This window comes from Ferrimonas kyonanensis DSM 18153, from assembly GCF_000425405.1.
Lineage (GTDB): Bacteria > Pseudomonadota > Gammaproteobacteria > Enterobacterales > Shewanellaceae > Ferrimonas > Ferrimonas kyonanensis.
The window spans coordinates 24,463-45,531 of the sequence record NZ_AUDJ01000023.1; the positions used below are offsets into that span (position 1 = coordinate 24,463).

At 60.1% G+C, this 21,069-nt stretch carries 20 protein-coding genes; 9 read left to right on the forward strand and 11 right to left on the reverse strand.

Annotated features, from left to right (window positions below; genetic code table 11):
• Window positions 1–228: 228 nt before the first annotated feature.
• The 5 genes from H598_RS0108890 (at window position 229) to H598_RS23825 (ending at window position 3,831) form a co-directional block, all read left to right on the forward strand.
• Window positions 229–504, forward strand: coding sequence for a polyhydroxyalkanoic acid system family protein (locus H598_RS0108890; protein WP_028112712.1), 276 nt, complete (start codon window positions 229–231; stop codon window positions 502–504).
• A 109-nt stretch (window positions 505–613) separates the two neighbouring features.
• A complete protein-coding gene (locus H598_RS23820) occupies window positions 614–1,111 on the forward strand; it encodes a phasin family protein (RefSeq protein WP_051252612.1) in 498 nt (165 codons plus the stop codon).
• A 24-nt stretch (window positions 1,112–1,135) separates the two neighbouring features.
• Entirely contained in the window at window positions 1,136–1,486 is a 351-nt protein-coding gene (locus tag H598_RS0108900) for a phasin family protein (protein WP_051252613.1), read from the forward strand.
• A 23-nt stretch (window positions 1,487–1,509) separates the two neighbouring features.
• The gene (locus H598_RS0108905) at window positions 1,510–2,913 is read left to right on the forward strand and encodes a wax ester/triacylglycerol synthase domain-containing protein (RefSeq protein WP_028112714.1); all 1,404 of its coding nucleotides are present in this window, start codon (window positions 1,510–1,512) and stop codon (window positions 2,911–2,913) included.
• A gap of 9 nt (window positions 2,914–2,922) precedes the next feature.
• Window positions 2,923–3,831 (forward strand): alpha/beta hydrolase, encoded by a 909-nt coding sequence (locus H598_RS23825; RefSeq protein ID WP_035415733.1) that lies wholly within the window; start codon window positions 2,923–2,925, stop codon window positions 3,829–3,831.
• Here H598_RS23825 and H598_RS0108915 read toward each other — a convergent pair.
• From H598_RS0108915 to H598_RS0108925, 3 genes are read right to left on the reverse strand one after another with little or no spacing between them, the layout of a single operon-like run.
• On the reverse strand, window positions 3,806–4,408 hold the full coding sequence (locus H598_RS0108915) for a TetR/AcrR family transcriptional regulator (RefSeq protein ID WP_028112715.1): 603 nt from the start codon (window positions 4,406–4,408) through the stop codon (window positions 3,806–3,808). The two genes, H598_RS23825 and H598_RS0108915, sit on opposite strands and share 26 nt — an antisense overlap.
• Window position 4,409: 1 nt before the next feature.
• Window positions 4,410–4,904, reverse strand: a complete 495-nt coding sequence (locus H598_RS0108920; RefSeq protein ID WP_084144395.1) for a DUF2505 domain-containing protein — start codon at window positions 4,902–4,904, stop codon at window positions 4,410–4,412.
• A gap of 8 nt (window positions 4,905–4,912) precedes the next feature.
• Window positions 4,913–6,892: an SDR family oxidoreductase gene (locus tag H598_RS0108925; protein WP_028112717.1), complete on the reverse strand. Its 1,980-nt coding sequence runs from the start codon at window positions 6,890–6,892 to the stop codon at window positions 4,913–4,915.
• Window positions 6,893–7,168: 276 nt separating this feature from the next.
• Here H598_RS0108925 and folD point away from each other — a divergent pair, with 276 nt between their 5' ends.
• The 4 genes from folD (at window position 7,169) to H598_RS0108945 (ending at window position 10,210) form a co-directional block, all read left to right on the forward strand.
• Window positions 7,169–8,050: a bifunctional methylenetetrahydrofolate dehydrogenase/methenyltetrahydrofolate cyclohydrolase FolD gene (gene folD, locus H598_RS0108930; RefSeq protein ID WP_028112718.1), complete on the forward strand. Its 882-nt coding sequence runs from the start codon at window positions 7,169–7,171 to the stop codon at window positions 8,048–8,050.
• A 74-nt stretch (window positions 8,051–8,124) separates the two neighbouring features.
• Entirely contained in the window at window positions 8,125–8,433 is a 309-nt protein-coding gene (locus H598_RS0108935) for a hypothetical protein (protein ID WP_028112719.1), read from the forward strand.
• An 8-nt stretch (window positions 8,434–8,441) separates the two neighbouring features.
• Window positions 8,442–9,317, forward strand: coding sequence for a patatin-like phospholipase family protein (locus tag H598_RS0108940; protein ID WP_035415735.1), 876 nt, complete (start codon window positions 8,442–8,444; stop codon window positions 9,315–9,317).
• Window positions 9,314–10,210, forward strand: coding sequence for a fructosamine kinase family protein (locus H598_RS0108945; protein WP_051252614.1), 897 nt, complete (start codon window positions 9,314–9,316; stop codon window positions 10,208–10,210). Before H598_RS0108940 ends, H598_RS0108945 begins: the two co-directional genes overlap by 4 nt.
• On the opposite strand, the gene fhuF is transcribed toward H598_RS0108945, so the two are convergent.
• Genes fhuF through H598_RS0108985 form a run of 8 tightly spaced genes read right to left on the reverse strand, consistent with a single transcriptional unit; the run spans window position 10,207 to window position 20,978 of the window.
• A complete protein-coding gene (gene fhuF / locus H598_RS0108950; RefSeq protein ID WP_028112722.1) occupies window positions 10,207–10,941 on the reverse strand; it encodes a siderophore-iron reductase FhuF in 735 nt (244 codons plus the stop codon). The two genes, H598_RS0108945 and fhuF, sit on opposite strands and share 4 nt — an antisense overlap.
• Entirely contained in the window at window positions 10,917–12,869 is a 1,953-nt protein-coding gene (gene fhuB / locus H598_RS23830; RefSeq protein WP_035415736.1) for a Fe(3+)-hydroxamate ABC transporter permease FhuB, read from the reverse strand. The genes fhuF and fhuB overlap by 25 nt, the downstream gene beginning before the upstream one ends.
• The gene (locus tag H598_RS23835; protein WP_051252615.1) at window positions 12,866–13,720 is read right to left on the reverse strand and encodes an ABC transporter substrate-binding protein; all 855 of its coding nucleotides are present in this window, start codon (window positions 13,718–13,720) and stop codon (window positions 12,866–12,868) included. Before H598_RS23835 ends, fhuB begins: the two co-directional genes overlap by 4 nt.
• Before the next feature lie 8 nt (window positions 13,721–13,728).
• On the reverse strand, window positions 13,729–14,562 hold the full coding sequence (locus H598_RS0108965) for an ABC transporter ATP-binding protein (RefSeq protein WP_245595579.1): 834 nt from the start codon (window positions 14,560–14,562) through the stop codon (window positions 13,729–13,731).
• Entirely contained in the window at window positions 14,562–16,943 is a 2,382-nt protein-coding gene (locus H598_RS23840; RefSeq protein WP_084144396.1) for a GNAT family N-acetyltransferase, read from the reverse strand. Before H598_RS23840 ends, H598_RS0108965 begins: the two co-directional genes overlap by 1 nt.
• Window positions 16,940–18,145 carry an MFS transporter gene (locus H598_RS23845; protein WP_051252616.1) on the reverse strand — a complete coding sequence of 402 codons (1,206 nt, stop codon included), beginning with the start codon at window positions 18,143–18,145 and terminating at the stop codon, window positions 16,940–16,942. Before H598_RS23845 ends, H598_RS23840 begins: the two co-directional genes overlap by 4 nt.
• A complete protein-coding gene (locus tag H598_RS0108980; RefSeq protein WP_051252617.1) occupies window positions 18,142–19,428 on the reverse strand; it encodes a lysine N(6)-hydroxylase/L-ornithine N(5)-oxygenase family protein in 1,287 nt (428 codons plus the stop codon). Before H598_RS0108980 ends, H598_RS23845 begins: the two co-directional genes overlap by 4 nt.
• Before the next feature lie 8 nt (window positions 19,429–19,436).
• On the reverse strand, window positions 19,437–20,978 hold the full coding sequence (locus H598_RS0108985) for a pyridoxal phosphate-dependent decarboxylase family protein (protein ID WP_028112725.1): 1,542 nt from the start codon (window positions 20,976–20,978) through the stop codon (window positions 19,437–19,439).
• Between the last annotated feature and the right edge of the window lie 91 nt (window positions 20,979–21,069).

The window sequence follows — 21,069 nt, forward strand, 5'->3', positions numbered from 1 at the left end:
TCATCTCTCCTCGGCGAATGACCACTCTCCAAACTTCGCGGTATTCCTCATACATCACTCCAACTTATTCGAATAATTATTCCTCATGTATTGGTTTGATTTTTGATGACCGGGTGCCGGTATTCGACTAAATGATCATTGGTGTTCTGTTGGGCATTTGTTAGGGTGGTGTGTATTGGCAGGACGCCATGATTATAATTATTTGAAGTTAAATGGACCGCCTTGTTTATGACCGCAATTTTCATCCAACGATCGCACCAACTCGGACACCAGGGGATCCGGGACCTCAGCGAGAAGATGGCTCATGACCTGCAACGCCAGTATCAGATTCGCTGGCAATGGCAGGGCGAGCGGATGACCTTTCGTCGCATGGGAGCCCGGGGCATCCTGGTTCCCGAAGCACAACTGGTGACACTGGATATGAAACTGGGACTGATTCTGGTTCCGGTGGCGCCGATGATCCGCCAGGGAATTGAAGAAACCTTGGACGACCTGCTTATTTAGTCGCCTAATTTGATTCTGCTCAATTTCCCGAGGTGGATTAGAATGCTCCTTCTAATAACTTCGCTTACGGTAGAGATGAAAAGACAATTTAATCCGTAGTGGAGGCACCATGTTAAAGAAACTGTTTGGTTCAAAAGCAACCGCTGATGTAGACGCTCAAGAAGCGCTGTATCGCAAAATCTGGTTGGCCGGTCTGGGCGCGTACTCTAAGGGTGCAGAAGAGATTGGTCAGTTGTCTGAACGCGGCTTTGGCTTGTTTGATGAGCTGATGGAGCGCGGTAAGGAGCTGGAATCTTCTACCGTCGAGAAGGTGTCCGAAGCTTCAACCCAGACCAAAGAAGCGTTTGAGTCTCAGTTGCACAGCCAGGTTCAGAAAGTAACCGGGTTGGAGGTGGACCAGCTGGAAGAGCTGGAAACCAAGATTGATCGTCTGACCGCTCTGGTGGACAAGATGGCCGCTGAAAAAGCCGCTGCCGCCAAGGCCGCCGCTAAGCCAGCACCTGCCGCCAAGCCGGCCCCTGCCAAGGCTGCCCCGAAAGCGGCACCTAAGGCAGCCGCCAAGCCTGCGGCGAAGACGACCCGTCGAACCACCACCAAATCAGCTTAATAACCGGCGAATAAGGAGCACAGTATGAACAATGAACTTCATGGAATCCCCCCTGTAGAAGGCGTAGACAACGAACAGCTGGCACGCAACATCTGGTTGGCCGGACTGGGCGTATACAGCCGCAGTGTGGAAGAAGCGAAAGATCTGGAAGGCAAGTCCAGCGATCTGTTTGAGCGTCTGGTAGAGCGCGGTCGCGAGATCGAGTCCAACACCAAACAGCGCGTTGAAGACAACCTGGATCGCGCTAACGAAGAGGTGGAAGCCCGGGTTCACAACCTGTTCTATCGCCTCAGTGGTATTCACCCGCGCCAAATCGACGAGCTGAATGCGAAAGTAGACAAGCTTGCCGAGGCGATTGAAAAGCTGGCCAAGTAGGTGTCAGCTCCAAGGAGGGCCTAATGGCGTCATTGTCTCTATCTGAACTGGTGTTCCTGCTTTTTGAAAGCGACTCGACACCGCTTCACGTGTCAGGACTGATGCTGTTTCGTCCTCCCGTCGACCAACCGGATTTCGCCGTCACCCTGCACCAGCAGATGGTGAATGGCGGCCCGGTTGCCCCCCCTTTCGATCGCGTGATCACCAGTAACCGCCTCGGGCTGCCGAAATGGCGCAACGCCGAAGACGTGGAGCTGGGTTATCACGTGCGTCTGTCGAAGTTACCCAAACCCGGCGATACCGATCAGCTGCTGGAGCTGGCGGCGCGAATTCACAGTTACCGTCTCGACCGCAGTCGGCCGTTGTGGGAACTGTGGATCATTGACGGCCTGGCCAGCGGTGAAGTGGCGATGATGGTCAAGTTCCACCATGCCCTCACCGATGGCATGCGCGCGGTGCAGTTGCTGGAGCGCAGCTTTGCCATCAGCGAGCAACGCGGGCACCTGGTGCCGTTCTGGCAGCTGGGCGAGTCCATCAGCGACCACAACGACGATGAGTTCACCAGTGTGATGGCGGTGCTGCAGCCGTCATTCTGGCGCAAACAGCTCAAAGTCGGCTTTGACAGCGCTCGCCTGTTGGCCATGGCCGGTGCTGGCAGGCTCAAGCTGATCGACACCCCGATCAAACTGCCGTTCAGCGCTCCCAGGACCCCGTTTAATCACCTGGCGGCCGGTCGCGCCAAGCAGGTAACCCTGGCCAGCCTCAGCGACGCCCGCGTCAACCGACTGGCATTGCTGACCGGTGCTCAGAGTGACGATGTGATACTGACCCTGTGCGACATGTCGCTGCACCGCTATCTGCAGCAGCATAACTGGCAGGAGAGTGAGCCGCTGGTGGCCATGGTGCCGCTGCGGGATCACGACACCGGCGAGCGCTTGCACATGATCTCCGTCGGCCTGGTAGAACTGGGCGGCGCCTGGACGGACCCCCTTGAGCGCCTGGGCCAGATTCAGCGTACTCATCAGGGAATTCGGCGTCAGACCAACCGTACCAGCCTTAAGGCCTATAACCGCTACTCGTCGGTCATTAACGTGCTGTCGCTGATGGTGGCCCGTTTCGACGATCAACAGTATCTGCCGCCGGCGGCCAACATGCTGATCACCGAAGTGGATGCCAGCCACACCGCACTGACCTTCCAGGGCGCGGAACTGGTGGCGACCTACCCGTTGTCGCTGTTGATGCCCGGCCAGACCCTCAACATGACCCTGTTGCGCTATGGTGGTCAGTTGCACTTCGGCCTGGTGTGCTGTCGTCACTCGCTGCCGGGCTTTGAAGCCTTTGGCGATTACCTCGAGCAAAGCCTGGATGAGCTGGAAGCGACGGTGGTCGGTAACTTGTCGCGGCGCCTGAACACCTTGGCCAGTTAAGGAAGCTGAATGTCTAGTTGGCGGGCAAAAGCACTGAATAAAGTGTTGTTCCGGGCGATCCGAAGTCGCCTGGAGCGGTGTAACGACATTCTCTCCATGCGCGGAGTCATCGCCGGGCTGGACAAACTCAACGCCTACATCGGCAGCCCCACCAACCTGGAGTTCATCGACGATCACCTCAACGGTGTGCCCTGTCAGTGGCTGGTCAAGGGCCGGCCTGCCGGTGATAAGGTGCTGCTGTATTTTCACGGCGGCGGTTTTTGCTTCCGCTCCCCCAAGGTGCACAACGCCATGTTGTACCACCTGACCCAGGCTACCGGCTCTCGCGGAGTCATGGTCAACTACCGTCTGGCGCCGGAGTTTCCGTTTCCGGCGGCGACGTCGGACTGCTTCAATGCCTATAAGGCGCTGCTGGACCAGGGCATTGCCGCGGATAAGATCATCATTGGTGGTGACTCCGCCGGAGGCAACCTGGCGCTGACCACCATGCTGAAGGCCAAGGAGAAGGGCTTTCCGCAACCGTTGGCGGCGCTGCTGTTCTCGCCGGCACTGGATCTGACCATGAACACCCAGTCCGGTTTTGTGATGCGCAATGAAGACCCGTTCTTCGATCTCGGCAGCCTGATGCTGCTGCGCAACAGCTACCTCAATGGCCATACCCCCTGTGATCCCATGGCGTCACCGCTGGCGGCGGATCTGACCGATCTGGCGCCGATCATGGTGCATGTGGGCAGTGTTGAGATTCTACTGGACGATTCGGTGCGCCTGGCCAACAAGGTACGGCGCCTGGGGGGAGAGGCAGACCTGACCATCTGGCCCGGACTGCCTCATGTGTTTACCCTGTTCTATCAACTTCCCGAGGCCAAAGAGGCCATCGATCGTTGCGGCCGTTTTATCGAACGCTGTCTGCAAAATTGAGCTGACGCTTGAGGTAGGGGCTGACCAGAGACATCAACCGGTTGGCCCCGGTTCGTACCATCTCCTCCTCCTCCTTCTCCGGCCCCAGGGTGGTTTCGAAGCACAGCCAGGACAGCCCCAGCAGAAACAGGTTGTCCGCCAGCTCAAACCGCTGTTGGGCACTCATCTCCACCAGGTTCTTTTTTTGCAGGGCAGAAAGGCTGTGGGCGGTGAAGTTACGCAGCTGCTTGATCAGCCGCTGGTTACCCCGATTGCCGACGGTGCTCTGTTCGATGGCTTGAAAGTCGAGGAACAGGAACCGGTAGTGCAAACAGACCCGCAGCAGTGAGTTAAGAAACACCCAGTACTCCTGCTCGCTGATGGCGTCGAGGTCGAGCCGCGCCAACAGTTTTCCCACCGCCAGTTCGCACTCCTTGAACAGTTGGGCGATGATCTCCTCTTTGCCCTTGTAGTGGTAGTAGAGGTTGCCGGGACTGATCTCCAGCTCGGCAGCGATGTCCAGACTGGTGACGTTGCCTGAGCCCTGATGATTAAACAGGGCCAGGCTGGTCTCCAGTATCCGCTCCCGGGTGCCCATATCAGGCGGTTTCCCTGGCCAGTTGCTGCTGCAGGTAGTCGCGCTCGGCATTGGCCATGCGCTCAATCTCATCGCAGACGAAGCGGGTCAGCTTGTTGCCGATAAACGGCAGGGCGCTCTTCAACTGCAGCTCGACGTGGTTGGCACAACCGCTGTCTGTGGGGGCGAAGTGCAGGGTGCCGGTGATCTTAATCGGCACGCCAACCAGTTCTACCGCCATCTGGCAATGGTAGTGGTCGCCGTCGATGCGCCACTGCTCGGCTTGCTTGGCGACGTTGCGAGCGCCGAGCAGACGTTTGAGAACCGAGGGCACGTTGCTTTCCATCTCCCGCTTGGTGGACAGCGTCAGGCCGTCGTCCTTCGGGGTCAGTTCGGTGACCCGAACGTTGTCACAGTCGATGTCACTGTACTTCTGGGTAATCAGGTCCGGCTCGCTGAAGAAACGAAACAGTTCCGCGGTGGAGCAGCTGTACAGGTGGGTCATTGCTAGTTTCATTGTATCTCCTAAAAGTGGATGCCTCTGAGCATCGCAGCCAAACCAATCATCTGTTGTTGTTCGGTGTAATTCAGTTTGTCTTCGTGAACCTCCCCGGATTCCGGGAACATGCGAAACAGCATGTTCATGCTGATCTCGGCCAATCGTGGTGACAGCGCGTGCAGCACGGCGCCAAAAATCCCCAGTTTGGTGGCGATGCGTTTCGGTCGATGCACCACCGCCTGGGCGATGAGTTCGGCGGCCTGCTCCGAGCTGAGGGTGGGCACCGCCTGATACAGCTGGGTGGGGGCACTCATGGGCGTGTCTACCAGCGGCATGTTGATGGTGGTGAAGCGTACGCCGCTGTCTGAGTACTCGGCGGCGGCGCAGCGACAGAAGGATTCCAGCGCCGCGTTGGAGGCCACATAGGCACTGAACCGCGGGGCGTTGGTCAGCACGCCGATGGAGGAGACGATGATGATGTGCCCCTTCTGCTGCTCGGCCATGGGCCCGATCAGCCCCAGAATCAGCCGAAGGGCGCCAAAGTAGTTGATGGCCATGGTGCGCTGATAGTCGTGAATCCGTTCCACCGAGGCGGCGACCGAGCGTCGTATCGAGCGCCCGGCGCAGTTGATCATCACGTCCACCTTGCCGTGGCGGGACAGCAGGGTCTGCACCAGGGTATCGGTTTGGGCCTCGTCGGTGAGATCGCACAGGTAACACTGGGCTTTGCCTCCCCGTTCGCGCACCTTCTGCTGCACCTGTTGCAGTCGCTGTTTATCGCGGCCGACCAGCAGCAGGTGGGCGCCGGAAGCGGCCAGGCGCTCGGCACTGGCTTCGCCGATGCCGGAACTGGCACCGGTAATCAATACGGTCTTGTGTTGCAGGCGGTGGTTCAGTTCGTCGTCGAGAAACAGGTCCGGATCCAGCTCCCGTTCCCAGTAGTCCCATAAGCGGTTGGCGTAGCTGGCCAGATCCGGGCAGCGGATCTGGTGGGCATCGAGCAGGGTACGGGTCTTCTGGTTGTCGAAGCGGGTCGGGTAGTTCAGCAGCGCCATCAGATCCGGTGGAATGCCGTAATCCGACAGAATGCGTTGGCCAAGTTTCACCAGCGGCGGGTATTGCGACGCCAGTTGCAGCCACGGCTGTGGCAGCAGGCTGGTGAGGTTCATGTTCATCTTCAGGGTCATGGTCGGTCCGCGCCCGGCCCGAGAGATGATGTTCAGCACCTCACCGGCGTGATAAGGGCGGGGATCGGTCAGGTGGAAGCACTCGCCGTCCTGATCCGCCAGGTGCATCAGGCAGTCGAAGGCATCGGCGACGTAGTCCACCGGCACGATGTTCAGAGGACCGCCTTCAAATCCGGCCAGGGGAAACCAGCGCGGCAGGGCATCGCGCACCTTTTGCAGCAGCTTGAAGAAATAGTAGGGCCCCTGAACCCGGTTGGCGGCGCCGGTTTCGCTGTCGCCGATGACGATGCCTGGGCGATAGATGCGATAGGGCAGGCCATTGTGTTCGCGCACCGCCTTTTCGCACAGGTGGCGAGACAGGAAATAGGGGTGAGTCAACTGTTCGGCTTCGGCAAACATCTGCTCGTCGAAGCAGCCCCGGTACAGCCCGGCCGCGGCAATGGAACTCAGGTGGTGGAAGCAGGTGGCTCCCAGCAACTCGGCGCAGGCCAGGGCGTGCTCGGTGGCGGTGACATTGGCCTTCACCAGCTCATGGCCGTTTCGGCGAAAGTCGGAGTGGCTGGCCAGGTGGACAAAATGCACGATCTTGTCCCGCAGCGATTCGGTGTCGCGGGGACACAGGCCCAGGGCCGGATCGTTGAGGTTGCCACGAATTGGCAGCACTCGATCCAGCGCCGCCAGTTCGCTGGCGCTCTTTCGCAGTCGCTGCTCGGCCTGGTCGTCTTTTACCAGGCAATAGAGGGTGCCTTCACGGGCCAGCAGGCGCCGTAACAGCTGTTGTCCCACCAATCCGGTGGCACCGGTAACAAAGTAGCTCATCTGGATTGCTCCTTCCTTGACGCAAGAGTGCCCAGGCACTCTCAGATGGCTGTCTAACTTTTCACCTAAGTTAACCCTCAGAGTAAATAAGTGCTTGACCAGAATCAATAAAGATCTTGGAAATCGGCCATAAGCGTTATGAATTATTGATTAAACAACGTTTCTTTTGAGTCGTTGCAGTGTTGGATATTCCAGCGGTTAAATGATCCGGCCGTTGGCCAGTGAGGGGGGATGATCTAAGATGGTTCGTTTTTCTTTCAGCCCCCGAGGAGTCACATGGAAACCGCAGCAATCATCAATGGGAAACAGGTCGCCGATACCCTGGTCGCCACCATTGCCACTCGAGTGGCACAACTGGACGCCGAGGGTAAGCGGTTGCCGGGATTGGCTGTGGTGATGGTGGGCAGCAATCCCGCCAGCGATGTGTACGTACGCAACAAGACCCGCCGCTGCCAACAGGCGGGCATTGTCGGTCAGGAGTTTCGCCTCGATGAGGCCACCACCGAGTCAGACCTGCTGGGGCTGGTGGATCGCCTTAACGCCGATCCCAGTGTCGACGGCATTCTGGTGCAGTTGCCGCTGCCGTCGCACCTGAATGAGCAGCGGGTGCTCAATCGCATCGCCGTGGCCAAGGATGTGGACGGGTTTCATCCCAACAACGTCGGTAAGCTCAGCCTCGGCGACGCCACCGCGCTGGTGCCGTGCACGCCACAGGGCTGCGTAACCCTGGCTCAGAGCGTACTCGGTGAGGATCTGTCCGGTAAGCATGTGGTGATCGTCGGTCGCTCTAATATCGTCGGCAAGCCGGCGGCGCAGCTGTTCCTGGCTCAGCACTGCTCGGTCACCGTGGTGCATTCCCGTTCCAGCAATGGCGCCGAGTTGGCCCGTCAGGCCGACATCCTGGTGGTGGCCGTCGGCCGCGCCGAGATGGTGGGGCCGGAGTGGGTTAAGCCCGGGGCGGTGGTGATCGATGTCGGCATCAACCGCATCGAGGGCGATGGCAAAGCCAAGTTGGTGGGCGACGTGGCGTTTGCGCCGGTGGCCAAGGTGGCGGCGGCGATTACCCCGGTTCCCGGCGGTGTCGGGCCGATGACCATTGCCTACTTGCTTGAAAATACAATGAAAGCCTATGAGATGAATCAGCATCAATGCGACTGATTTTGGTTGCCAAAGCGCGAGTTAGTGGCGATCATTGATGCTAAACAGCTTTCCAGAATAAAACGGTTACAGTTATGGTTATTCCCGGTTTTGAAGGTCATGAAGCCACCGAGTTTGCATTGATTCGGTTGCAGGTGTCGTTTGTGGTTGATCCGGCTCAGGTGCCGCCGCTGGAGCGCCTGCTGGAGCAGTACATGGAGTCGGCGACGTCGGAGTCCAGCGTGATGTCCAGCCAGTACGTGGGTCGGGAGATGCAATTGGAGCTGAGCTTCTTTGGTGCCGGCCAGAGTACGGTAAAAAGTGAGTTGGCCCGGCTGCATAAGGTGGTGCAAAGCCTGCTTACCCCTGCGCCGGTGTTTACCGTTACCGTCGATAAGGATTGAGTCTGAGTATGGACGCAGGCGAGGCCAACAAAGCCTACGGCAAACGGGCATTGGTGGTTGAAGGGGGCGCCATGCGTGGCATCTTTGCCGCCGGCGTGCTGGATGCCTTCATTGAGCAGCAGCACTACCCCTATGACGCCTGTTACGGAGTCTCGGCCGGGTCCACGGCGCTGGCCGCTTACCTGTCCGGTCAAAAGGGCCGCACCCGGGCCATCATCGCCGATTACTCCTGCCGGCCCGAGTTTATCAATTTTCGCCGCTTTTTCGGCGGTGGCCACCTGTTGGATCTGGACTGGCTCTGGCCCATTACCCTCAATGAGTTGCCGTTTGACTTCGATGCCTTTGAGCGCCGCGCCATCCCGTTGTTGATCGGGGTCACCGAGGTCAACAGCGGCCAGGGCCGTTACCTGCGTGCCAACCGCGATGATCTGGCGATGCTGATGAAGGCCTCTTGCTCGGTGCCGGTGGGCTACCGCGGCTTTGTGTCCCTCAATGGCCAGGCCTACACCGACGGCGGCGTGGCGGACTCGATTCCGGTGCGCCAGGCCTATCAACAGGGCTATCGGGATCTTACCGTGGTGCTGTCCCAGCCTCTGGGCTATCGCAAACGCCCGAGTCGTTTTCCCTGGTTGTTGAGATGGGCCCTCAGGGAGCACCCGCCGCTGCTGGCGGCCATGGAGGCGCGCCATCGACAGTACAACCAAACCCTGGCGTTTATCTCCGAGCCTCCCAAGGATTGCCGCATTCGAGTGCTGGTGCCGCCGCCGGCGTTTGCGGTTGGCCGCCTGACCCGAGCGCCACAGGCGTTGGCCAGTGGCTATGAGTTGGGCCGCGACTGTGGACTGGCGCATGTACGCCGGCAGGCCGAGGTGCTGGCGCCATGAGCGGCGCCGGGTCGTTATCATCACTGAGCCAGTCGCCGTGGCCGCTGGTGATTGCGGCCATAGAGCGGGCCAATGGCCGCGGTTTTACGCCGACCCAATTGACCCGCGTCGGCGGCGGCTGCATCAACCACTGTTATTGCCTCAGCGATGGCCACCAAAGCTGGTTCGTGAAGCTGAACCGTCATCAGTGTCTGAGCTTGTTTGAGGCCGAAGCCGATGGGCTGGCGGCCCTGGGAGACTGGTCATTGTCGCCTCTGACTTTGGGGCAGGCGGGAGAACACGCGTTTCTGGTGTTGCCGTTTGTGGCGCTGACGTCTCACGGCAATCATTTTGAGGCCGGGCGCGCCATTGCCCGCCTGCATCAGGCCGAGCCCCATCACCTCGATCCTCAGGGCTATGGCTGGCACCGCCACAATTTCATTGGCGAGACGGTGCAATACAACCACTGGCAGGGGTGTTGGGCCCGGTTCTGGTGGCAGTGCCGGTTACAACCGCAACTGACGCTGGCGCGCCAGCGCGGCTTTGGCAAGGCCCTGGCGCCGGCGGTGGCCGGACTGGAGTCGATCAGTGACCGAGTGCTGGCCGAGCATCAACCCCAGGCCTGCCTGGTGCACGGCGATTTGTGGCAGGGCAACCTGGGCTTTGTCGACGGCCAGGCGCGGGTGTTTGATCCGGCCTGTTACCTGGGCGATCGGGAAACGGATCTGGCGATGACCGAACTGTTTGGCGGCTTTGACCCCGAGTTCTATCGTGGCTATGAGTCGCAGTGGCCGCTGTCACCGGGTTACCAGCGGCGACGGCCTCTGTATCAACTGTATCACTTGCTCAATCACCTCAACCTGTTCGGCGACGGCTACCTGGATTCGGTGCGCGCCAAGCTGCAGCAACTTTAGCCCTGACTGTCGACCTCGAAGCGGCGTCGGCGTGGGCGCTGCATCGGGCAGCCGCCGCAATAGTCAACCTCATCGAGTCGAAAACGAAGGCAGCAGCGTCGACGCTGTCCACAGTGTGGCGGTGGCAGCATCAGCCGAGTTAATGGTCCAGCCGGTTTGGCCTGTTCATCAAACAGCAACCCGTGACGCAATGCCAGCGCCTGCTCATCCCCCACTTGCAGCAGTAACCAGTCCACGATTGCCGCCACATTTCCCCAGAGAATCGTCGGTGTTAACCCGGTTTGCTCAGACAAGCGCAGGATGTCTCTGGTGATGAGGGTACTGAGGCTGTGGGACACCAGATCGGTACTGGCCTCAACGCTGGGTTGCCAGTGACCGCAGAATCCGCTCGGCTGCCCGCGTTCATAGCGGCCATGGAGTGAGTCGGGCTGCAGTTGATAGCGCTCGGTTCCCAGTGCCGCCAGCAGCAGCGGTGGCAGCAACAGCCCAAAATGCCATTGTGACCACAGTGAGGCCAGCGATTGGGTTAGCGGCGGTGTCGCCGTGGTCAGCATGGCCGCCCCATACTCTCCAAGGGGGGCGACTAAGGCCGAGCGGCTGGCAACAGGGCGCCAGTCAGCGCTTTGCTGAGGCTGCCAAGCGCTGGAGCAGTGGCTGGCATAGTGCTGCAACCGGGTTGCCAGCGGCGTCGGTAACGGGGTGGCGGTCAGCGACGGGTCATCATCAGCCATAACAGGTAGGGCCCTCCGATAAGCGTGGTGAGCAAGCCGGCGGGCAGTTGCCAGGGAAAGATCAGGTATCGCCCCGCCCAGTCGGCGCTGATCAGCAGTCCGGCGCCCAAAGGCGCTGCCACCAGCAGTTGCTGGCCCAGGGTGATGGCGCCGAGTCGACGGGCGATGTGGGGCGCCATCAGGCTGATGAAGCTTAAGGGGCCAACCGCCAGAGTGGCGGCGCCACTCATCATGGCGATCAACGCCAGCAATCCCAAACGCGCTTTCGCCGGGTGAAAGCCGCAGTTGCGGCAGTTCGCATCCCCTAAAGCCAGCGCTTGCAATGGTCGCTGTGCCAGTGCCGCCTGAGTCAGCAGTAGGGCGGCGGCCAGGCCACAGGTGAGCGCCACCGGGGCACTGACCCGGTAGGTTGAGCCATTGAGCCAGCTGAGCAGGGTTGCGGCACGGGGATCGCCGCTGGCGGTGATCATGACGGTCGCCCCCTCCATTAGGGCACTCAGGGCGATGCCAGACAAGATCAGGGTGGTGGCCTGATACTGGTTGCGATGGTTGACGGCGCTGATGATCATCAGGGTGATAAAAGCCCCGGCGATGGCACCGCCGAGCTGACCGCTCAGTCCTGAACGGTCAAATACCATCATGGCGACGGCGATCCCCATGGCGGCGCCGGCGCTGACGCCAAGCAGCTCCGGGCTGGCCATGGGGTTGGCCAGCAGGCGTTGCATCATCACACCGGAGCTGGCCAGCAGCACACCCGCACAGGCGGCTGCCATAACCCGGGGCCAGCGCCAGGGTAACAAGCCCGGGTTGAACGCCCAGCCTTCAAGTCTGTACCCGACCAACAGCGCAACGGCGGCCAACAGCACGCACAATAGTGCCATGACGAGCGCCAGCGCGGTGGGGTGGTGGTGGCGCCGGGTTTGGCTGGAGTGGGATTGCAGCGCCGGTGGGGATTTGGGCAAGGTAAACAGCAGTAGCATCAGCAGTGGCGCGCCAAACAGGCCCGTCACCGCGCCGGTGGGTAGCAGGCTGCCCGCCACCGGACCGATGACCTGGACCGCCAGATCGATACTCCATAGGGTCAGGGCACCGAGGATTGGCGCCCATAACAGCTGCAGCCCGAAACGCTGGCAACCACACAGGCGGGCCAGGGCCGGCGCCGCCAGGCCGATAAAGCCGATGATGCCGACCTGGGACGCCACCATGGCACTGAGGACGGTGGCCAGAATCAAGGCGGTGATTCGAACGCCGCCCAAATGGACGCCCAGACCGACGGCAACCTGTTCGCCGAGGCTGAGCAGAGACAGCGGCCGAATCAACAGAGTCGAGAGCAGGGCGGTGATCACCAGCGTGATGGCCAGTGCGTGCACACTGTGCCAGTCATTTTGTATCAGTGAGCCGGCGCCCCACAGCAATACGCCAGCGAGCTGATCATGATGGATCAGCACTAACCCGGCACTGGCGGCGGCGCAGTACAGGCTCAACAGCATGCCAGCCAGGATCACCGCCAGCGGGGAAAACCGGCGTCGCGACGATAGCGCCAATGCCATGCCGGCCGCCATCAGCGCACCGGCGATGGCCACCCAGGGGCGACCGATGATCAGCAGGCTCGGTGCATAGAGGGTCGCCAGGGTCAGGCTAAGCTGCGCACCGGCCGAGACCCCAAGGGTGGAGGGGGAGGCCAGAGGGTTGCGTAAGCACTGCTGAAACAAACAGCCGCTCAGCCCCAGCGCGGCGCCGCAGAGCAGGGCCACCAGTTGTCGCGGGGCCCAGCTGTAGTGCAGCAACAACCGTTGCCAGCCGTCCGCCGGGCCGTGCCAAAGCTGAGTCAGGGGCATGGCGCCAGCGATGTGATGCAGAGAGACTGCGGCCAGTGCCACGCTCAGCAGCGCCATAAACAGGGTCAGCCGCATGGGAGACAGGGTCATGGTGCCTCCTGCAGCAGTGCGTCCACCAGCAGGGTGGCCATGCGCTGAGCCGATGGCAGTGCGCCAAACATCAACACCACCGGTAGCACCTGGTAGTGGTTGTCGGCAAACCAGCGTTGATGTCGCCACAGCGGCGACTGGCCTAGGGTGGCGACGCCACCGTGAGGTACGGGGTCGAGAAACAGAATCCTGGCTTGAGGCGGCTGGCTGAGTATCTCGATGCTCTGGGCGCTGAAGCCCCAGGTGTTGGTGGGCTGCTGCCAGGCATTGCTGAGGCCGAGCCTGTCGATAACGGCCTGTCCGAGGCTGTGTTTTCCATACACCCACAGATGGCGGTCATCGTGCATCCTGATCAGATACAGCGGCGGTGGCGACGCAACCGCGTGTTGCAGTCGCCGCCGTTGGGCCTGCAGATGGTCGCGGCTGCGGTCGATCAGTGATTGCGCCTGTGCCTGCAGATTCAGGAGTTGACCCAGGTTGCGGGTCAGGGTCTCGGCCTTTTCTATGGCGTCGCCGGTGGACTGGTAGATTGAGAAGCTGTGAACCGGCGCAATTCGGCTCAGCAGTGGCGTCAGCTGGGCCTGGTAGGGCGTAATCAGAATCAGATCCGGCCGGATTTGAGCCAGCAGCTCCAGGTTGGGCTCATTGGCACTGCCGAGGTCGATGATGTCGCCGGGCAGGGGCGGCGTCAGTACCCAGCGCCGGTAACCCGCTACATCGGCGATGGCCACCGGGGGCAAGCCGAGGGCGATTAAGGTGGTGGTGGTGGCGTAGTCCAGCGACACCACCTTCAGGGGCGACCGCTGGGCCATCGCCGACAGTGGCAGCCACAGCAGGGAAAGGATCAGCATGGTCAGTCTCATTTGAGGACCCCCAGCGGCGCCCGGTTCGGCCGCTGAATGACTTCCATGGCAACGTCAAAGATCTGCTGCAAGGGCTCCGGCTGCATCAGCTGCGCCGGTGGCCCTTGGGCGATCAGCCTGCCGCCTTTGAGCGCCAGCAGTTGGTGGCAGAAACGGGCGGCCATGTTGATGTCGTGAATGATGACCACCACGCATTTGTGCTGTTCAACCGCCAGGCGCCGAATCAGGGTCAATACCTCCAATTGGTGTCCAGGATCCAGGGCCGAGGTGGGTTCGTCCAGCAACAGCACCTCGGTCTGCTGGGCCACCAGCATCGCCAGCCACAGCCGTTGGCGTTCGCCCCCGGACAGCGAGCCGATGTCAGCGGTTAATAAGGGTTGGGTTCCGGTCAGGGCGACCGCGTGTTCAATGGCGGCGCGATCGCGGGCACGTTGGTGGCCGAGCAGGCCCTGCCAGGCAAAACGGCTCATGGCCAGCAGCTCATGGCCTTTGAGGTCGTCGGTGACAGGGAGGTGTTGCGGCAGCATCGCCACCTGCCTGGCAAAGGCGCGGCCGCTCCAGCTGTCCAGCTCGCGACCCTTGAATCGACATTGACCGGTGCTGGCGCTGAGTTGACGCGCCAGCACTTTCATCAGCGTGGATTTTCCCGAGCCATTGTGACCGATGAGGCCATACAGGGTACCCGACTGCAGCGTCAGCGACGTCGGGTGCAGTATGGCTTTTCGATCCACGTTGACGCTGACCTGTTGCAGCTGAAACAGATCTCTGGCCATAGCCGAATCCGGGTCAGCCACAGGGCTGACCACGGTCAAGGGTTGACGACCACGCATCAGTGGGTCTCAGTGGCGGCGAACGCCGCAATCGGGTTGGTCAGTTGGCCCTGAAACTGCAGACTGCCGGCAGGATCGGCCAGGTCGACCATTTGCTGATTGTTGGCCAATTGCAGCCGATTCAGGCAGGAGTGATCGAAGTGCGCACCAAACAGATCATAACGTTGGAACTGGTCCGCCAGTTGTGGTTGGCTGGCCTGATAGCTGAGGATGCAGTCGGCAACCAGTCGCCAGAACTGAGATTGATCAAACCCGAGCTGACGGTGCAGCAAGGCCGAGAGGTAACGGAAGAAGCCGTCAAAGATGTCGGTCTGAATCGACAACACCTTCAGATCATCCGGAACGTCAACGGCGATGCGGGCGATGGTCGGCGACAAGACCGCGTCCTTATTCAGCACCGCGCACTCCTCGGCGATGTCTTTCATCAAGCAGTACTGGGGCGTGTGGTTGTCCAACACCAGGATCAGGTTTTCTCCATGGGGCATGAACACCAGGTTGTGGGCATAGAAGCAGTGCAACAGCGGTTTCAGGTAGGCGTCCAGATAGTGCTCAAGCCAGCGGGCGGTCTCCAGACCGGAGGCGCGGATCATCGCCACCGCCAAAGAACGACCGTCGTTGCCGCAATGAAGCAACCCGGCCATGGTCATCAATCGTTGCTGGCCCTGGAGTCGGGGCTGTGGGCTTTCGCGCCACAAGGCGGACAACATCTTGAGTTGAGCGTCCCCCTTGGGCACCAGTCCTTGCCATTGCGGCCGCCGATAGCCAACGGCGGCGACCTCTCTCAGGACACTGAATCCGTTGGCGTGCAGGAAGGGATCGTGCTCGATCAGGGTGGCAATCCAATCGTTGATGGCTGGCGTGGCGTCCATGTAATCGGCAGACAATCCGCGCACAAAGCCCATGTTCAATATCGACAACGCCGTTTTGACGTAGTGCTTTTGTGGCGCGGTGTGATTGAACAGGGTGCGAATGGACTGCTGCGGCTGATAGTGATCGTGGCCGCTGCCCAGGTACACCAGATCCTGATTGGCCAAATCGGCGCCAAAACCCATGGCGATTTTGTTGTGCCATTGCCAAGGGTGCACCGGGATCAGGCAGTAGTCGCTCAGCTGCAGCTGTTTCGAGGCCAGCTGCTGTTCGAACTGCGCCAGCAGCGAGTCGCCTAGCTCCTGCTGAAACAGCTGGCTTTCTGACAAGGACTTACTGAAGCTTTGCACGCAGAGGCTGCGTCGTGCTGCCAGCCATACCGGTTGAAAGACGTTGCCGGTTTCCGGGGCGTAGTCGAGGAAGTCCTGTTGACCAAATCCGATGCGGCCATTGTTGGCGATAAAGGCCGGATGGCCCTCACTCATGGCGGCTTCCAGAGTCTGGAAATCGGCGTCGAGCAGGGTGTCGACCTCACGATCACCATGGGCCAACTTATAGGCTCCGGCACGCAGCGTGCTGGCGATCTCCTCCAGGTACAGCGGCAACTGGGCGTCGCTGATCCCCAGTGATTGCTGGAATTCACCGATGAAGGCGATGGCATCCAGCGGGGCACTGTGTTGCTGGTGGTGTTTCTCGATGCTGTCTGGATCAATCACCCAGTGTTCCAGCGCCAGTCGCTCGGCGTTAAAGCGGTAGTGGCCCTGATCAAAGTCCAGTTGGTAGTCGCCGTTTTCTAACGGCGTTGGTGCAAACAGACGCTCATGGCACCCTTCGCTGAGCGCTTTGGTGATCAGTTGGCGATTGGCCTGGTGCCAGTTGGCAGGGGTGAGAAAGTGATGATTCATGGTGTCCCGAGTCCTTGGGTTGGTGTGGTTGGTCATCATTGAATGTTGATGGCGATAGAGAAAAGCCAGGTAGGCGTGTTTGTGAGGCAGCCGCAGCACCCCTTGGTAGCGAAAGCCAGCATGGGCGTTGAGGCGGTGTATGGCGCGGTTGTCGGCATCGGGTTCGACGACGATCCGCGCCACGTCGGGGTGGCGAAAGATAAAGGCGATCAGCGCAGTAAACACCGCCGTGCCAAATCCGGCGATGGGCCGGGTGGGTGGCCCCAGCAGAATGTGCATCCCGATGTCGCCCCGACGCACTGGATAATGCTGCGACAAAGGGTCGGCTGCGGGGTGGTAGATCTCAAACAGGGCACGAGGTTGGCCGTCGATTTCGGCCACCAGTATTTGGCTGTGGCCGGCGAGCCGAGTGTACTCGGTGATCACCTCATCGACCGTGCACCCTTGCATTCCCCAGAATGCGGCGTAGTCCATGTTCAGCCACTGCTGCAGCCACAGGGCGTCTTCGGCCACTTCGAACGGTCTTAGGCTCATGGGGTTCGTTGCCTCGAGACAAAGACGGAATCGAGACAGGACCAGCTTTGGGGCGCCGGTGGTGGCAGTGGTCATAACGTGGCTCCTTTGAGGCGTTTCTCGCGGGGCATAAACCATTGCCAGAACAGCAAGGTGGTCAGGATAAATCCGCCACTGGCACAGACAAACAGCAGCTGGTCACCGCCGGCCACCATCAGCTGTCCCGCCGCATAGGACGCGACCAGCACGCCCAGGCTCTGGAAGATATGCAGGGTGGCGAAGTCTTTGCTGTACTCGTTAGGATGACTGAGGGCAAAGATCTTAAGATCCAGTTTGACGGTGGCATGGAACAGCGCCCAGCCATACAGCACGCGACCAACGATGATCCAGTGCGGTTGGGGCTGAGCCTGCAGGGCAAAACCGACGGCGCCAATGGCCAATGCCACCGGGATCTGGCCCAGAGTCTGTAGCCAGCGAGGCTGACGCGAGTGCCGTTGCAGCATCAATGCCGCGATGGCAATGGCGGCAGGAATGGCAAAGATGACGGCGGCTTCAATCTCGCCGGACTGAGGCGACAGCCGGTGCCAGTACTGAACGAAAAACGGACGGATCAGGTAAGCACTGAAGTAGAACAGCCACATAATCAGTGCCAGTTGCACTTTGGGTCGAGTAGTGGCGCGACGGGCGGCGGCCGTGGTGTCTTCGCAAGGCTGCTGGCGGTTGGCGACCAGGCTTTGGGGCTGCACTCGAAGCAGCAACCAGCCACACACCAGTATCTGTAAGCCATCACCGACGGCCATCCACAAAAACGCCTGAGGCGGGTGGGCGAGCTGCAGAATGCTGCCGCCGACCAGGGCGCCGATGATGGCACCGAGGTGCACGATCACCGACAGCAGGCCGACGGTGTGAGGCTGGTGTTTGGCCTCTTCCAGTGTCAACAGGTAGGGATAGACCAGCAGGTAGCTGGCTTTGAACAGCACCATGATCCAACCCGAGGCAAATAGGACCGCAAGCGTTGGCGCATTGGCGCAGCCGACGCTGGCCAGCAGCGCCCCTACTTGTGACAGCATCAGAACCTTGAGGGTACCGAATCGGCGAGCCACTCGAGCCCAAAGCGGCAGCGCGACGATGACAATCAGGCAACTGACGGCCAGATAGCGGCTGGTGAGCAAGGGGTCGCTGCTGTGAAACATCACCTCAAAGTAGATGGGATAAAACGGCAATAACATGCTGTCGCTGATCACCGCAAACGCGGTGACCGCAATCAGTGCCCATTTGGCAAGCTGGTTTGGACTCACGCGCCTGCCTCATCGAAACCAAACTGCTGAAAGGCGATCTTTTTCTCAACCGCATAGGGTTGCCACCCCAACAACTTGTGCAGCAGCACGCTGTTTCGATAGCAGGCCATGCCCAGATCCGGGGTCACGAAGCCATGACTGTGCAGCTCGGCGTTTTGAACAAAGAGCCGTTGCTGTTTGTCGATGGCGTAGTGGCGGCTGACCGCGAGTCGCTCCTTGCTGTCCCAGCAGATCTCGTTGGCAATGCCGCCGAGAAACTCGGGCAGGGCTGCACGGTAGCCGGTGGCGAAAATCAGCGCGTTGGTGGTCAGGGTAGCGTGGCGCTGTTGCTCCTGATGATCCAGGCTCAGGTGAAACTCAGCGCCGCTGGCCTCGACTCGACTCACTGCGGTGTTGGTCAGCAGCCTGACTCGGGGGGCATGATGCAGATCCATTTCATACAGGCGGTCGAAAATGGCGTTAATCAGGTCGCTGTTGATGCCTTTATACAGGTTTTGCTGTTGAGACAGCAGCGTATCCCGGGTAGCCATCGGTAGCGAGTGGAAGTAATCCACGTACTCCGGTGAGGTCATCTCCAGGGTCAGTTTACTGTATTCCAGCGGGAAGTAGCGTGGTGAGCGGGTGATCCAATCGAGATGAAACGAGCGCTGCCGCTGTTCATCCAACAGGTCGTAGACGATCTCCGCCGCACTTTGTCCACCACCAATGACGCTGATCCTTGGTTGTTCAAGTAACGTCGGTTTTTGCTGAAGGTATTCACTGGAGTGAATGGCGTGCTCACCCAGCGTGTCGCAGCCGTCGGGCCGGTGAGGGACTGGGCCGGTTCCGATCACCAGTTTGCGGGCGTAATACAGGCCGTTGTCTTGGCCATCGGGGCGGCGGGTTTCCAGGCGGTAGCAGTGGTGTTCGGCATCGAAACTGATGGCGGTGACCCGAGTATTGAAACGAAGGTTGGTCAGTTGCCGGCACACCCATTGGCAGTAGAGGTTGTACTCGTGCCGCAGAATGAAGAAATTCTCTCGAATGTAGAAGCGGTACAGTTTCTGGTGCTGTTTGAGGTAGTTCAGGAAACTGTAGGGGGAGGTTGGATCGGCCAGCGTCACCAGATCCGACATGAACGGAGTCTGAAGGTGGGTCCCTTCCAGCATCATCCCCGGGTGCCAATTGAAGTCACTGCGCTGCTCCAGAAACAGGGCGTCGGCTTGATCCAGTGGCTGAGTGAGTGCGGCCAGGCTGAGGTTAAACGGCCCTAAGCCGATGGCAATAAAGTCATAGATTTTCATGAGCGGTCCTAGGCGAATTCCGTTTCTGCAGAGGCGATGTGAAGTTCCTGACCATAGCGGCAGATTCTTTGAACGACCTGATGGATCGCCTTGATCTCGGTGGCAGGGTTAAGCAGGGTGAATTTCAGGTACTGGTGGCCCCGATAGCGGGTGGCGGCGATCAGCGCATCGCCCTGATTCGACAACCGGGAGCGAATGGCGCGGTTCAGGGTGTCGATGTGCTCGTCGCTGGCGTCAGCGCTCGGCAGGTAGCGGAACACCAGGGTGCTGATCTGTGGCTGATGCACCACCTCAATTTCCGGTTGAGACAGCAGCAACCAATAGACCTGTTTCGCCAGGTGCTGCAACTGATCGAAGCCGCGTCCCAGGGTGTCGGCCCCCAGAATTCTCAGGCTGAGCCACAGTTTTAAAGCGTCGAAGCGGCGAGTGGTTTGCAGGCTTTTGTTGATCAGATCCGGGATGCCGGCCTGATGCTGGCGCAGCGGGTTTAAATACTCGGCGTGGTAGGTCAGTGAGCAGAGGGTGGCCGCCTCTCGCACCAAAAATCCACTGCAGGCGACCGGTTGGAAAAACGCCTTGTGGTAATCCACGGTCACGGAGTCGGCCAGCTCAATGCCGGACAGTTTATGGCGAAACTTCGGTGAAATCAGCAGCCCGCCGCCATAGGCAGCATCCACATGCATCCACACCGAGTGCCGAGCGCATAAGGTTGCGATGGCGGGCAGCGGATCGATGCTGCCGAAGTCGGTGGTGCCAGCGGTTGCGACCACGGCCATGGGCACCAGCCCCTGTTGCCGTGCCTGTTGCAGTGCCTGTGACAGGGCGGCCATGTCCATGCGCTGGAATCGGTCGGAGGGGATGGCGACCACCGCATCAAACCCCAATCCCAACATGGAGGCGGCTTTCTGGATGCTGAAGTGACTGAGCTCCGAGGTATAGATGCGCAATCTGTTTGCCTGGGGCGGCAGGCCCTGCTGGTGAGGGTCCCACTGCCAGTGGCGCTGACAGGCGCGGTAGCGTGCCAACAGCATCGCCATCAGGTTGGACTGACTGCCTCCGGAGGTGAACACGCCGTCGGCATCGGCACCCCAACCAATTTTGTCGCAGCTCCAATCGACCAGTTTCTGCTCGATCAGGGTGGCACCGGCGCTCTGATCCCAGGTTTCCACCGCAGTATTCAAGGCCGAGGCGATGGTTTCCGCCGCCAGGCTCGGCAAGGTGATGGGGCAGTTCAGATGCGCCAGGTAGTGGCGGTGATGAAAATGAACGGCGTCGTCGAGATACAGGCGGCTGAGTTCGGTGTAGGCGGATTGCCAGCGTCGCAGCGGCTGGTCGAGATCCACCTCGGCGAACAGGGTCGCCAGCGCCTCGGGGCGGGTGCCGGTAAAGGCGCGGTCACTGGTGTTGATGTGTTGGCTGACCAGCCGCATCGCTTGCGTCATCCGTGTTTGGTATTGATGTTGAGTCTGTTGAGTAAACAGGGATGCCTTGAGATCCGCTGAGAGTTCCTTCTCTGCAGTGGCATCAAACGTAGCGCAATTGTTGTCCATTAATTGCCTCTTTGTTGATAACGAGAATGAGAGTGGTTATCATTCGCAGGAATGGTAAGTGATAATCACAATAGAAATCAATGGATGAGGG

Excerpts from the sequence above, each read along its gene's own strand:
- H598_RS0108890 (WP_028112712.1), top strand. The coding sequence starts at position 229 with ATGACCGCAATTTTCATCCAACGATCGCACCAACTCGGACACCAGGGG.
- H598_RS23820 (WP_051252612.1), top strand. The coding sequence starts at position 614 with ATGTTAAAGAAACTGTTTGGTTCAAAAGCAACCGCTGATGTAGACGCT.
- H598_RS0108900 (WP_051252613.1), top strand. The coding sequence starts at position 1,136 with ATGAACAATGAACTTCATGGAATCCCCCCTGTAGAAGGCGTAGACAAC.
- H598_RS0108905 (WP_028112714.1), top strand. The coding sequence starts at position 1,510 with ATGGCGTCATTGTCTCTATCTGAACTGGTGTTCCTGCTTTTTGAAAGC.
- H598_RS23825 (WP_035415733.1), top strand. The coding sequence starts at position 2,923 with ATGTCTAGTTGGCGGGCAAAAGCACTGAATAAAGTGTTGTTCCGGGCG.
- H598_RS0108915 (WP_028112715.1), bottom strand. The coding sequence starts at position 4,408 with ATGGGCACCCGGGAGCGGATACTGGAGACCAGCCTGGCCCTGTTTAAT.
- H598_RS0108920 (WP_084144395.1), bottom strand. The coding sequence starts at position 4,904 with ATGAAACTAGCAATGACCCACCTGTACAGCTGCTCCACCGCGGAACTG.
- H598_RS0108925 (WP_028112717.1), bottom strand. The coding sequence starts at position 6,892 with ATGAGCTACTTTGTTACCGGTGCCACCGGATTGGTGGGACAACAGCTG.
- folD (WP_028112718.1), top strand. The coding sequence starts at position 7,169 with ATGGAAACCGCAGCAATCATCAATGGGAAACAGGTCGCCGATACCCTG.
- H598_RS0108935 (WP_028112719.1), top strand. The coding sequence starts at position 8,125 with ATGGTTATTCCCGGTTTTGAAGGTCATGAAGCCACCGAGTTTGCATTG.
- H598_RS0108940 (WP_035415735.1), top strand. The coding sequence starts at position 8,442 with ATGGACGCAGGCGAGGCCAACAAAGCCTACGGCAAACGGGCATTGGTG.
- H598_RS0108945 (WP_051252614.1), top strand. The coding sequence starts at position 9,314 with ATGAGCGGCGCCGGGTCGTTATCATCACTGAGCCAGTCGCCGTGGCCG.
- fhuF (WP_028112722.1), bottom strand. The coding sequence starts at position 10,941 with ATGGCTGATGATGACCCGTCGCTGACCGCCACCCCGTTACCGACGCCG.
- fhuB (WP_035415736.1), bottom strand. The coding sequence starts at position 12,869 with ATGACCCTGTCTCCCATGCGGCTGACCCTGTTTATGGCGCTGCTGAGC.
- H598_RS23835 (WP_051252615.1), bottom strand. The coding sequence starts at position 13,720 with ATGCTGATCCTTTCCCTGCTGTGGCTGCCACTGTCGGCGATGGCCCAG.
- H598_RS0108965 (WP_245595579.1), bottom strand. The coding sequence starts at position 14,562 with ATGCGTGGTCGTCAACCCTTGACCGTGGTCAGCCCTGTGGCTGACCCG.
- H598_RS23840 (WP_084144396.1), bottom strand. The coding sequence starts at position 16,943 with ATGACCACTGCCACCACCGGCGCCCCAAAGCTGGTCCTGTCTCGATTC.
- H598_RS0108980 (WP_051252617.1), bottom strand. The coding sequence starts at position 19,428 with ATGAAAATCTATGACTTTATTGCCATCGGCTTAGGGCCGTTTAACCTC.
- H598_RS0108985 (WP_028112725.1), bottom strand. The coding sequence starts at position 20,978 with ATGGACAACAATTGCGCTACGTTTGATGCCACTGCAGAGAAGGAACTC.